Here is a 13,923-nt window from a genome sequence, read left to right as displayed (position 1 = left end):
CCAAGTAAAAGCGCCTTAGGGCGCTTTTTTGTGCGCCGCTTCCAAGCTTTGGCCAAATTTTACAACTACTGCCGCGGTTTTTGGCCCAGATCATAAGACGGCAATACCAAGCCTGCTAAAAAGGTGCGCTTTGACTATCAGGGACGTCTGATGCACTTTTACCGCTCTCCCAAATCTATTCACGCCTTCGATGCCAAATTCGAAGCGCAAAAAATTGCCTTTGCACCGGTCAGTTTTCAGGTCGCCCGCTGCCTGCTGGAATTTGGCATATTATCCGCCATCGACAATGCCCAAGGGGCAAGCCGCCAATCTCTGCTCGCTTCCGTCACCAAAACAGGCAAACCACTCAGTGATTATGGCCTGGGGGTACTGCTGGATATGGGCATGAGCATGGGACTGATTTGGCAGGAGGGTGAGCGGTATCTGCTCGACAAGACCGGCCATTTTTTGCTGCACGATGAGATGACCCGCACCAACCTCAACTTTATGCACCACATTTGCTATCAGGGCATGTTTGCCCTCGAGCAGGCCCTGGTGTCAGGTAAACCCGAGGGGCTCACTCAGTTTGGCGATTGGGATACCCTTTACCCGGCGCTCTCTTCGCTGCCAACTGACGCCAAAGACAGCTGGTTCAGTTTCGACCATTTTTATTCAGATCACGCCTTCGATGCCCTACTGCCTTTGGTGCTTGGCGACAAACCGGCTCATCTGGTGGATATCGGTGGTAATACCGGCAAATGGGCACGGGCCTGCTGCGGCTATGACAGCGACATCAGGATCACCATAATGGACTTGCCGCAGCAAATTCGTCTTGCCCATGACGCCTGCGCCGAGGCCGGATTGCTGGGACGGATAGATTTTCTGGAAACCGACTTGCTGGCAACCAACCCTGCTTTTGTCGAGGCGGCAGACATGTACTGGATGAGCCAGTTTCTCGATTGCTTCAGCGAGGCACAAATTCTGGCCATCCTTAAACGCACCGCACAGGCCATGGGCACAGACAGCAAACTCTGTATTCTGGAAACCTTTTGGGATAAACAGCCAAACGCGGCGTCAGCCTATTGCATCAACGCCACCAGCCTCTACTTTACCGCTATCGCCAATGGAAACAGTCGCATGTATCACTCAAGGGTGTTTATTGAACTGATAGATAAAGCGGGGCTTAGCATCGACTGGCAGCAGCACGGCATCGGCCTGGGTCACAGCCTGTTATGTTGCAGCAAACGGTAAGCAATACTTATCAATTGAGTAAAATGATTAAAATATTATTATTTAAGGCAAGCTTTTAGAATGGGCACATCAGATTAGAGGAGTGCCCTTATGACTCATCGCCACGCCAGATTGCGCCAACCACTGCATCACCGACTGCATCAGAAAGCCGCCAAACTGCCAAGCCCCATGGGCGGGCTGGCACTGGCCATTGCCAGTCTTGGCTGGACCCTGGAAAATGTGTTTCCAGCAGCGGGGGGCAAATTACAGCTTCTGGGCAGTATCATTGCCGCAGCCTTACTGCTGCCACTGACTGCCAAATTTGTGCTGCATCCAAAGCTGCTCAAAGAAGAGCTCTCGCACCCGGTACTTGGCAGCGTTATCCCCACCTATGCCATGGCATTGATGGTGGTATCCCGCTGTTTGGGCGACTATTTTGCCGCCGCAGGCGAAAGCCTGTGGTTGACTGCTGTGAGCCTGCACCTGGGCTTTTTGGCGACATTCTGTTTCCACCGCTACCGTAATTTCTCGTTGGATCACATGGTGCCCAGCTGGTTTGTGCCGCCCATTGGCATTATCGTGGCCGCGGTAGCCTTTCCACCCCATGGCCCACGCCTGCTGGCGGAAACCCTGCTGTGGTTTGGCATGATTGCCTACCTCATTATGCTGCCACTGATGCTGTACCGGCTTATCTTTCGCACCGCCGTGCCCGAAGCCGCCCAGCCTACCCTGGCCATTTTGGCAGCGCCTGCCAGCCTGTCACTGGCCGGCTACCTGAGCCTTATCCCAACGCCCTCCGTCGTTATCGTCGCTTTGCTGCTGACGGTGGCCATTCTGATGACCAGCATCATCTACCTGGCCTTCTTCCACCTTTTGAGGCTGCCATTCAGCCCGGGGTTCGCTGCCTTTACCTTTCCCATGGTCATTGGCGCAACCGCCCTCTTTAAAACCTGCCAATGGCTGACACAGATGGATGCCCCAGGCAGTTTGGTAACCGCAGTACATCACCTCGCCGTCACCGAACTTGCCGTAGCGGTTGCAGTCGTCAGCTTTGTCAGTTTCAAATACCTGGCACACTACTTCCCACAGGGCGCCAAAGCTGCACATCAATAAGGAATTATTTAACAAGTCAGCATGCTTGCCACTGCTGACTTGTTATTATTTTTACCAATAAAGGTTGCACAAGATAAAACATAAAATTAAAACCAATGGACATAATGCCAATTTAACAAGATGACAAACCGTATAAAATACCATCCTGAAACATTTTGTTTCATTAATCGACAAAAAAATAAAAAAACACAACACTTAATTGTTAAATATTTTACGCTACCGCTCATATCAATATCATTGAAATGTTAATACGGTGATAATTTACAAGCCTTAAAATAACATTAATTTTACCTCCAGCGCTTAAGCAGGCAACAAAATGGCGAAGCCCGCCCGCAAACACCATTAAATGTTAATTTTTGTTAGCAATAATATTTCAAAATTATTAACAATTGCATTTTGCTAACCCCTTTTTCCAATGTTGCACCTGTTAATTCAATGTGATTACATCCGGCTTAGGAGCGATATTTTGTCACCCAAGTGCTAACTTTGAGACAACTCTTCGCTCCATAAAATCAAATAACAGATTTTAAGTGTCAGGGAGAAAATCATGCTTGTTAACAATTCATTGGCCAAAGCGATTCGCTTTGCGCTAATTGGTGGTGCAGCATCTGCTGTAATCACCAGTGTGCCAGCACTTGCAGAGGAAGCTGTGGATGCTGCCAAAGTAGAACGTATCTCAGTTACCGGGTCGCGGATCGTGCGCGAAGGCGCTATCGCGCCAACCCCAGTAACCATCGTTACCGGTGAAGAATTGTTGGCTACTGGTGCCACTAATATCGGTGAGGCACTGAACCAACTGCCCGCACTCGGTAACACCTACTCGCTCGCAAACTCTGGTCGTTTTATCGGCACTTCAGGTTTGAACCTGCTGGACCTGCGGAAAATGGGTACTGCTCGTACTCTGGTTCTGGTTAACGGCAAACGCCATGTTTCCAGCTCAGCCGGTACATCTTCCGTTGACGTGAATACCATCCCAAGCGTTTGGGTAGATAAGGTAGAAGTTATCACCGGTGGCGCATCAGCTATCTATGGTGCCGACGCTGTAACCGGCGTAGTAAACTTTATTCTGAAAAAAGATATTCAGGGATTGGATGTATCCGCCACCCTGGGCGTTGCCAGCGACAGCGATCATCAGAAAGACCGCTTCTCTTTGTCGTACGGTACTGATTATGCCGAAGGCCGCGGTAATGTTGCTTTTGCAGTCGAATACAGTGCTCAAAGCCAACTGACTGCCTATGATCGTGATGAAACACGCACTTCGTATTCATCCCTGGTAAATAAAGATCGCCCCTTGGATGCCAATGGCAAGCCAATTGACGATAACGACCCATCTAATCCTGATAAAATCCTGACCCCTAACGCCGGTCACTATACCATCAGCAACGCAGGTACTTTCCTGCTCGACGGTTGGAAGACTTTCAATCCGGATGGTTCTCTGCGCGATGTGTATCGTGGCACCAACATCGATGGTATCCGCTGTGCTGACTGTGACATTACCAACCTGAACCAGTTTGTAGAATTACAACCTGAATTCAAACGCTACAACGTCAACTTCAAAACAAATTATGAGTTCAACGACGATCTGAACCTGTATTTTGAAGCCAAGTATGTTAACAGCCAGTCTACCGACGAAGGTCAGCCAGCATTTTTCTTTGGCAATCCTGTAAATACTGTATCCATTGACAACGCTTTCATGACTGACGAATTGCGCCAGTTGATGCAGGACAATGGCAAGACTTCGCTGAACATTCGTCGATTCATGACCGATCTCGGTGTACGTATCGAAGATGATACTCGCGAGACTCAGCGCTATGTTTTGGGTCTTGAAGGTTTACTCGGCGAAGACTGGGATTACGAAGTATTCGCGGTATATGGTCAGACCGATCTTGAGCGAATTAACAAAAACAACCTTGTATACGCCAACTATCAAAATGCACTGGACTCCATCCTGGTTGATGGCAAGGCCGTTTGCCGTGACGAAAAAGCACGTGCAGCAGGCTGTGTACCGGTAGATATATTTGGCTTCGGTAAACCTAGCCAGGAAGCGATTGACTACATCAACACAACCTCAGTTGGTAGTTCTGTCATCAAGCAGACCGTACTGGGTGGAAGCTTAACCAACAGCGCACTGTTCGATCTGCCAGCTGGCGCCGTGGGCTTCTCTACCGGTATCGAATATCGTAAAGAACAAAGTGAAATCTTTGAACCAGACAACGCTGAAGGCACCTTCTTTAACGTACTGGGCGAAGACAAGGGTGATTTCGATGTAAAAGAAGTTTTCGCCGAAATGACGCTGCCACTGTTGGCCGATCTGCCTCTGATCCGTCAGCTCGACCTGGATCTGGCCATCCGTTTTGCTGATTACAGCACCATCGGCAATGCCACAACCTGGAAAGCAGGTATCAGCTGGGAAGTAATGGATGATCTGCGTGTGCGCTCCACCTATGCCGAAGCCATCCGTGCACCTAACATCTCTGAGCTGTATGGCGCCGAAAGCCAAACCTTCTTCAGCGTTGATGATGTTTGTAAATCATCTGAGCTGGATCAATTGCAGGACTCCACTCTGCGTCGCCAAAACTGTGCCGCCCTGGGCATTCCAACCAGCTTTGACTCAGATTACGACTCCAAGACTCTGGAAGGCCTGAGCGGTGGTAACCGTGAGCTGAAAGCGGAAGAGTCCACCAGTTACACTGTTGGTGTGATCTACCAGCCAACCTATGTTGATGGTCTGTCTATCAGCGTAGACTACTGGGATATCAAAATTGACGATGCCATCTCAGCTGTTGGTGCTCAGGACATCATCAATCGCTGCGTCGATTCACCAACCGGTATCAATAACGAGTATTGCTCACTGATCACCCGTGATTCAGGTAGCCACGAAATTACCCTGATCAAGCAATACGCTCTGAACGTAGCCTCGTTGGAAGCCAACGGTATCGACTTTGATATCGGCTACAACTTTGATGCATTCGGCGGTGATTTCCGCACCTCAGTAGTGGCAACCAAACTGTTGAATCGTAAAGACTTCTCTTTCCAAGATGAGCCAGACACCTTCGAACAGTTTGCGGGCACCACCGGTTATTCTGACTGGCAGGCTAACCTGACCCTGAACTACAGCCTGGAAAACTGGAGCGCCCTGTGGCGTACCCGTTACCTGTCTGGAGTAAGCCTCTACACTGATCAGGAGCTGGCTCTGAACGCCAACCCAAACAACGTATTGACCTATGGTGAGTACTACATCAGTGACGTTTCTGTTGCTTATGAGTTTGAATCAGGTGTGACGCTGAAGTTTGGCGTGGATAACGTACTGGATGCCGATTTGCCTTATGGCTCTACCGGTACCGGTTCCGGTTCTGCCGCTTACGACAACGTAGGACGTTTCTTCCACACTACAGTTAGCTTTAAGATGTAACTGATCCCATCCAAGTAGCAAAACGGCACTCTAGGGTGCCGTTTTTTTATCTCAAAGTCGGGAGTAAGAAGAGCCGAATGTAGGGTAGCCCGCTTACTATCAGGCTTCATTCTGAAGCTTGTATCTACATCAGACATGTTAACAATTGCTCGTTTAATCTCCAGCCAGAGATTGTTAACAAAACTCAATAAATTAATTATTCCTGAATACAGCTCACAAATTAAACCGCATTCAATTTCAAATACACTCAAAAAACACCCTAAGACTGTTTAATTTTAAGACAGGCACACTTTTTTTCAGTTAAATACTGTTAAGCAAAATGAGTATTAATCAGAAAATAAAAACAACTGACAAACCTCAATGTGATTACCGTGCAACAGTATTAAACAATAAAAACCCACCAACTCACCACAGCCGTTACATATCACCTCATAACAAAACGCACTGCACCAAAATTGTTTGAATTATGTTTAAAAAATCTCACGCAAAACCAAATTTGAGCAACAAAAGGCCACACAAGTGCGGTTGTTGCACCTGTTAAATCGATGTGGTTATATCTCCGGCCAGACGATTTTTGGTTACCTTTGTTTTTATTTGTATCCGGATTTCGTTCTATATAAAAAAGCAAAACACAATATTAAGTGTCAGGGAGAAATTCATGCTTGCTAATAATTCATTGGCCAAAGCTATCCGCTTTGCGCTGATCGGTGGCGCTGCCGTAGCTGCCAGCACCCCAGCATTCGCCGAAGAAGCCGTAGACGGTGCCAAGGTTGAACGCATCGCCGTTACCGGTTCACGCATCCAGCGTACCGATATGGAAACCGCTAATCCTGTAATCGCATTTGACGCTGCTCAAATTCAAAAAACAGGTGTATCTACTGTTGCAGAATTCCTGCGTGAAAACGCCGCTGCTGGTGGTTTCAACGAATCTTCAACCCTGAGCCAGGCTGCCGGTGCTTCTTCTGTCGGTCTAAAAGGTTTCAGCTCTGAATATACACTGATCCTGCTGAACGGCCGTCGTCTGCCTAAAAACTCTGCTGGCGGAATCTTTACCGACATCAACCAAATCCCAATGGCAGCTGTTGAGCGCATCGACATTCTGCCTGACGGCGCTTCAGCCATTTATGGTTCTGACGCCGTTGCTGGTGTAATCAACATCATCACCAAGAAAGACTTTGAAGGCGTTGCTATCAGTGCCAAATACGGTGCAGCCATTCAAAGCAGCGGTCTGAAGACTGAGAACATCGACGGCAACGAAGCCCAGTTCTCTATCGTTGCTGGTGTAAGCAACGACAAGACCAATATCCTCTTCACCGCTGAGCACTTCTCTCGCGACCCAATCCAAGCGGTTGATCGTGAATTTGGCCGCACTGCTTTCATCGAAGGCCATGAAGGCGGCGAAGGTCGTTCTACCTGGGGTATCCCTGGTTTTACCAGCATCAATTCTACTCTGGATGCGAATGGTGATCGTCTGGACAATGCTGCCAAAGGTCAGGGCTCCAAGCCATGGTCCAACTGCCCGGAAGATCAGGTATTCAACGGTCGCTGTCTGTACGACTTCGCTCCGCTGTATCAGTTGCAGCCAAAATCTGAGCGTCAGTCTATCTTCACCAGCATCAACCATGAAGTGAATGACGATCTGAGCTTTGACGGCCAGTTCCGCTACACCCGTGCTTACACTCTGACGTCTAACGCGCCAGCACCGGGTCAGGTTGACGTATCTAACAGCCCATTCCTGGCTGACTTCCTGCGCAACGATCGCTACAAAGACGACCCAGCTCTGGCTGAAGAAATCATCAAGCTGGTTGAAGCCGGTGAAGCGACTGTAGCCGTTGGCCGTCGCTATGTTGATTTTCCAAACCGTGAAAAAGACAACACCAACGAAACCTTCGAAGCTGTTGGTGGATTCATCTACCACATCAGCGATGACTGGTCTTTGGATTTCGACCTGGGCCACTCTAAGCTGACTAACCGTCAGGTTGGTCGTGCCGGTCAGCTGCTCGCCAAAGAAGTATCTGATGCGTTCAACAGCGCTGATTCAAAACTGAATCCGTTTATCATCAACGACTGCAACTCTCCTGAGCTGTCCGGTATCTGTAAAGATCTGCAGGCCGCTATCCACCGTACCGGTGAGTACGAAGTGACCTTCACTTCTTTGGTAGCCTCTGGTTTGACTCCATGGGAACTGCCTGGTGGTGAAATCGGTGTCGCTGTTGGTGTGGACTTCCGCGCTGAGAAATACACTGATCGTTCTGATCCAGCTTCTGTTGCCGGTCAGGTAATTGGTGGCGCAGGTTCTAACGGCGGCGGTACTTTCGACAATGCTGCTGCATTTGCTGAATTCTCACTGCCAATCCTTGAGAACATGGAGCTGAACCTGGCCGTGCGTAACGACGCTGCGGACTGGGAACTGGGTGATGCCTCTGAGACCACCTACTCAGCCAAAATCTCTTACCGCCCAATTGACGAGCTGCTGCTGCGTGCCTCTTACGGTACCGGCTTCAAGGCGCCAAACCTGGACGATCTGTTCACTGCCGAGTCTGCCGGTGTGACCCGCGGTATTGACACCAAGCGTTGTAACGAGCTGGGTGGCAACGAATGTACCCGTGTTGAACTGAACTCCAAGAGCGGTGGCAACCCAGAGCTGAAGCCAGAAACTTCTACATCTTACAACCTGGGTGCTGTGTACCAGATCACCGACGACCTGTCTGTGTCTGTTGACTACTGGTCGCTGCAAATCAACGATGTAGTAGGTTCTCTGTCTCTGCAGGAAATCCTGGACGAAGAAGCTGCAGGTCGTCTGACTCAGCTGGTAGTTCGTAACTCTGAAGGTAAGCTGACTGACACCGCCCGCGAAGGTTATGTACGCAGTAACCTGCAAAACCTGACCGAGCGCAGCGCTACCGGTATCATCTACAATGTTCAGTATGGCAGCGAGTTCTCCTTCGGTGAGCTGCGTGCCAACCTGAAGGCCGAGCAGTACCTGAGCTATGAGACTCAAAACTCTGCCGTTCAGCCTCTGTGTGATTCAGTTGCTGACGATGCCATGCGCAAGTTCAACGTTAACGCTGGCGTAACCTATGCCAACGACGACTTCGAAACCTCTCTGAACATGCGCTACCTGCCTGGTTACGATGACTACGAGAAGCGCAACACTGTTGGTAAGACCTGTGAGCTGATTGGTTACTACGGCGCCGACGTTGACAAAGAAGGCAACGTAATCGATGCAGGCCGTCCTCAGCACGTAGCCAGCTACTTCCAGCTTGACTGGACCACCGGCTACCACCTGAACGAAGCCAGTAAGGTAACCTTCGGTATCCGTAACCTGCTCGACAGACAGCCTTCGTTCAGCTCACCTAACGACTGGCCTTTCTATGATCAGGGCACCTACAGCAACGTCGGTCGCTTCTTCTACGCTCAGTACGATCTGAAGTTCTGATAATCCAAGCTGTATAAAAAGGCACCCCCGGGTGCCTTTTTTATTACCTGAAGAAACTCAGTTTAATCAACTAAACCCTAAATAATGGGCCCCAATCACCATAGCGCTGGCGGCTAGCAGCAGCATTAGCATAAAACGCCAGATAAAACGCACCCAGGCGCTGAATTCCACCCGGCACACACCCAGTGTCGCCATCAAAGACGCCGACGTCGGCACCAAAATGTTGGTAAAGCCATCGCCAAGCTGAAACGCCAGCACTGCCACCTGACGGCTGACACCGACGATATCGGCAAGGGGTGCCATCAGTGGCATGGTCAGGGCAGCCTGACCCGAGCCTGAGGTCACAAAGAAATTAAACACCGACTGGAACAGCAGCATAAACCAGGCAGATAAGGCATCGGGCAAGTGGCCAATAAAACCGCCGGCGGCGGCAAGCACACTGTTAAGCACCGATGGCTCGGTTGGGCCACCTTTACCGAGCAAAATCAAAATGCCCGCGGCACTGCCAACCAAGAGGCAAGGCTCCAGCATGGTGGCGGCGCCTTCTTTAAAAGCCCTCGCCATACCGTTCAGCGTGAGGCCGTTCAGCTTAAACAGCACACCAATAACGCCAACCACCAGGCCCATGGTAAAGAACTGGCTGGCAATCTCCGGAATAAACCAATGCTTAACCACCACGCCCCAGATCACCCAGCCCATGGTGGCGGTAATGGCCGCAAGCACCAATATATCGCCAAGATTAAAGCGGCTCTGGTGCCCTGACTCCTTGTTGTCGCCGTCGCGAAAGGCCGCATCTGTGGCAAAACTATAAGAAAGCGTTGGGTTTTTCTTAATTTTGCGGGCGTAGAGCATGGTAAAGGCGATACCAAGCAGGGTGAAGCCTATCCACATAGGTACCCGCACCGCTGAGCCCGAAAGCACTGGAATTCCGGCTATGCCCTGGGCAATGGCCACGCTGAAGGGATTCATCCAACTGGCGCCAAAGCCTACCTGGGTGGCCACGTAAGTCACCATCACAGTGGTAATGCCATCGTAACCAAGGCGGATCATCAGCGGGCAGATAATAATGGCAAAGGCGATAGCTTCTTCCCCCATACCAAACACGGCGCCGCCGAGGGAGAACAGGCAAAAAAGCACAGGAATAAATAAAAACTCCCGCCCCTGGGTGTGGTGAATAAGCCGCAAGATGCCGTTATCTATGGTGCCGGTGGCCATTACCACCCCGAAAGAGCCGCCAATAACCAGCATAAACATGATAACGCCGACGGCGCTGCCCCACTTATCACCGGATACCAGACCTTCGAACATGTAGTTGAAAAATCCCTGGCCAGCCGGGTCGAACGCCGGCACCGGCTTAAGCAGCGGTTCACCCTGTTCATCAACGGCATAACGGAAGGAGTCCGGGTTAACCACATCGCGGCTCTTCTCTACTCCGTCCTGTAAAAAGGTCACGGTTTGGGTGTCAAAGGAGCCCGCTGGCACCAGGTAAGTGAGCGCCGCCGCAAGCAGCGCCACAAAGAAGATGATCACCAGAGTATCTGGCATCGGCATGGCGGTTTTGGCTACCGGAGCAGCCTGGGTGTTGGCAGTCATATTATTGTGTTTATCCAAAGCCTTGAGCAAAACCCAGCACTATACCTCAGTTGGCTTACCCTGTCCTTAAGGCCGCTCCCTCACGCCCGTTGCAAGATGGCAAATGATGCACAGGCCCTGTTGCTGATAAAAACGTGGGCCAGTTAAAGCTTTGCAACTATTCCCCTGTCGCAGTCTTTTTTATTGCCCAGCCGCTTTATAAAATTTCGTATGGGTATCAGTCACTTTTATATTCATCAATCATGAAATACACACTCAAACAAATTGCAGTTTTCGATGCGGTGGCAAGCCTTGAGAGTGTCTCTGGGGCGGCCCGTAAACTATCAATGACCCAGTCGGCGGTAAGCATGTCACTGCAGCAGCTTGAAAACCTGTTGGGCAGGCCACTTTTTATTCGCCAGGGCAACCGCTTAATTCTCAGTCATTGGGGAACCTGGCTTAAACCCCGAGCCCGCAAGCTGCTGTCCGACGCCCAGCAAATCACCATGGGGTTGCACGATCAGCATCTGTTATCCGGCAGTCTGCCGGTCGGCGCCAGCCAAACCGCGGCCAAACATCTGCTTGGGGATCTCATCAGCCGGATTGATGCCGACTTCCCGCAAATTCATATTGGGCTGATGGTAGAGAACACCGAAAACGTGATTCAGGCAGTGCTGGACTATGAGATAGAGCTTGGGATCATTGAGGGGCGCAGTGATGACAGCCGCCTGTGTGTCGAGCCCTGGCTTGACGATCATCTGGTGGTGATAGCGGCTCCGCACCACCCTTATGGCAAGTACGGCAATGTCAGCCTGTCACAGCTGGAGCAGGCCAAATGGGTATTGAGGGAGCAAGGCGCGGGCACACGGCGGATTTTCGATGCTGCCATCCATGGCAATCTCGACCGGCTGAATGTATGGCGGGAGTACGAGCAGGTGACAGTGCTGAAAACGCTGGTCAAAAACGGCCCTTACCTGAGTGCACTGCCCTATTTGGATGTAGAAAAAGACGTGGCAGCCAATCAGCTGATAATCCTGCCAACGCCCAAGCTAAATATGAAGCGCCAGCTGTCGTTTATCTGGCGCTGTGACAGCGGCGAGAGCCCTCTGAGGGATTGCGTGATTGCCGAGGCCCGCCGTCTGGCACGCCACCGGCACTCTTGACCTGTCGCCGCTCTTAACCTGTCACCGCTATGACTTTGGCGGACGCAGGCTATGCTGTGGCGGTGGCAGGCGATGCGCTGCAAAGCAGTTTTATCAAGGCATCGCGGCGCACCAGCCCTTTGAGCACACCGGCTTCCACCACAGGCAGTACCGCAGGGGTCGCGGCCGCTGCGCCCCGAAGCCGCTCTTCATAGGCCTGATACTGACCGCCCAGCCAATGCCCTTCTGTGCTGACCGGAAACAGCGCCTCACGGTTCACCACCCAAAACTCCAGCAGCGGCAGCAAAACCTCATCCGGTGACAGGGTACTGAGCGACTTTTGCATCAGGTCCCGCACACAATAACTGCTATCAGCGCCAAACTCCTCGGCCCACAGGCCACGAATGGCATCCTGGGCGCTGAGAACCCCCACCAGGCGCCCACCGTTATCGGTTACCGGACACAGGCTTTCACCGGCCTGCTCCATTTCTGACAACGCCTGCCACAGACTCATGCCGGGCTCAAGGCTGGTTGCAGGTTCAAGAATGTCTTTTACGGTCAATGTGCTTAAGCGTGTGTTCATAAGTTTGCTCTCTTTTACGGCGAAGAAGGTTTGGGCGGCCATGGCGTCTTGATTGACAGCATTGGCACTGGAGTCTGTCGCGGGTACCAATTGCAGCGCTTTGCTCGCGTTTGCCCCGGGTGTTGTCAGCTTGATTGCAGAATTGGTCGTGGCATTTCCTTTACATGAGCCAAGGCGCTCAAGCCGGAACAGCCCAAGCCCGACCAGCAAGGCGCCACCGACTATGTTGCCGAGGGTCACGGGGATAAGGTTGGCAACAATCAGATTGACCGGTGCCAGCGCCGCCAGTGCCTGGCTATCCAGGCCATGGGCCAGCAGTTGAGGCTCAGGGATAATCGCGGCAAACACGGCGCCAAGTGGCAGCAAAAACAGGTTGGCAATGCTGTGCTCAAAGCCACTGCTGACAAAAAGGGCCACTGGCAAAACCAACAGCAGCGCCTTGGTGCCAGGCGCCTTGGTTAAGAATGTCAGCCACACTCCAAGGCACACCAACAGGTTACAAAGCACACCGAGGAAGAACGCCTGCCACCAGCCGTGATGCAGCTTATGCAGCGCAGAATTGATGGCATGAATGCCCCAAAGGCCGCCATCAAGCTGCCAAAGACCCGCCAGACTCACCATGGCCACCAGCAGCAAAGCGCCAACCGCATTACCGGCAAACACAGTGCCCCAGGCTTTCACAAGCCCGGCGGCGCCAATGTGCCCTTCTGTCCAGGGGATGGCGCTCAGCACTGTGCCGGTGAACAGCTCCATATTCAAAAGCACCACCAAAATCAGCCCGACACTGAAGGCAAGCGCGCCCATAAGCCGCACCAGTCCCCAGGGCGCGGCCGCGGCACCTGTGGTGACAGTGAGGTAAAACACAAACGCAAGGCCGATAAACACCCCGGCATAAAGCGCTCTGGCAAAACGTGCCAACGCGGGCTTGGCCAGTTTGGCCGCCATGGCATTGGCAACCTCATCGGCAATCGATAGCCGGCCGGGGCAGGCACCCGGCGGAGAATTGAGGTGAGTTGCGATTCCATCAGGCGGCGAGGCACCGACATCCGGGGCCGCCTGGCCACCTTGATGACTTACATACATAGGCTGTCCCTTGTGTATTTGGGGTATGGGTTCATGCGGTGGAAGCACAACAGGGCTCTGGCTTAGCATGAGACTCATCGCTAAAGCTTGGCGTCAGCACTAAAGCTTAGGCATTAAATCAATGAGTTAAAACCCATTGGCTCACCACCACGGCGCCAATGTAACAAGGTGAAACGATAGAAAATATCGAAGACTTTTGATGGTTTGTATCAAGCGAATTGATAGTAGGCGCGCTGCTGGCGACAATTCCAGCACGGCGTTCTACGCAGCCGCATTGCGAGTATGGATAAGGCGCCCAATAGCGCCGAAAAAGGTGAAATAAGCGGCTGTCTGCGCCCAGAACGTCAATATCCGGCTCAACCAAGCGACC

At 51.6% G+C, this 13,923-nt stretch carries 7 protein-coding genes; 5 read left to right on the top strand and 2 right to left on the bottom strand.

What is annotated here, in order from left to right:
- Positions 1-150 precede the first annotated feature (150 nt).
- The 4 genes from MJ923_RS18270 to MJ923_RS18255 all read left to right on the top strand — a co-directional run bounded on the left by MJ923_RS18270 (position 151) and on the right by MJ923_RS18255 (position 9,173).
- Positions 151-1,230 (top strand): methyltransferase, encoded by a 1,080-nt coding sequence (locus MJ923_RS18270; RefSeq protein ID WP_240592318.1) that lies wholly within the window; start codon positions 151-153, stop codon positions 1,228-1,230.
- 90 nt (positions 1,231-1,320) lie between these two features.
- Entirely contained in the window at positions 1,321-2,322 is a 1,002-nt protein-coding gene (locus MJ923_RS18265; protein WP_240592317.1) for a TDT family transporter, read from the top strand.
- Positions 2,323-2,869: 547 nt separating this feature from the next.
- Positions 2,870-5,734, top strand: coding sequence for a TonB-dependent receptor domain-containing protein (locus tag MJ923_RS18260; protein WP_240592316.1), 2,865 nt, complete (start codon positions 2,870-2,872; stop codon positions 5,732-5,734).
- A 658-nt stretch (positions 5,735-6,392) separates the two neighbouring features.
- A complete protein-coding gene (locus MJ923_RS18255) occupies positions 6,393-9,173 on the top strand; it encodes a TonB-dependent receptor domain-containing protein (protein WP_240592315.1) in 2,781 nt (926 codons plus the stop codon).
- 66 nt (positions 9,174-9,239) lie between these two features.
- Here MJ923_RS18255 and yfcC read toward each other — a convergent pair whose 3' ends face one another.
- Positions 9,240-10,766 carry a putative basic amino acid antiporter YfcC gene (gene yfcC, locus MJ923_RS18250; protein WP_240592314.1) on the bottom strand — a complete coding sequence of 509 codons (1,527 nt, stop codon included), beginning with the start codon at positions 10,764-10,766 and terminating at the stop codon, positions 9,240-9,242.
- Positions 10,767-11,008: 242 nt separating this feature from the next.
- Between yfcC and MJ923_RS18245 the strand changes: the two genes are divergently transcribed.
- Complete coding sequence (locus tag MJ923_RS18245; RefSeq protein ID WP_240592313.1) at positions 11,009-11,908, top strand: LysR substrate-binding domain-containing protein; 900 nt, start codon at positions 11,009-11,011, stop codon at positions 11,906-11,908.
- Between the two features lie 49 nt (positions 11,909-11,957).
- On the opposite strand, the gene focA is transcribed toward MJ923_RS18245, so the two are convergent.
- Complete coding sequence (gene focA / locus MJ923_RS18240; protein WP_240592312.1) at positions 11,958-13,553, bottom strand: formate transporter FocA; 1,596 nt, start codon at positions 13,551-13,553, stop codon at positions 11,958-11,960.
- Between the last annotated feature and the right edge of the window lie 370 nt (positions 13,554-13,923).

The organism is Shewanella zhuhaiensis (genome assembly GCF_022484835.1).
Classification (GTDB): domain Bacteria; phylum Pseudomonadota; class Gammaproteobacteria; order Enterobacterales; family Shewanellaceae; genus Shewanella; species Shewanella khirikhana.
The sequence above is the reverse complement of the archived record's forward strand: the minus strand, read 5'-3'. Positions and strand labels throughout refer to the sequence as shown.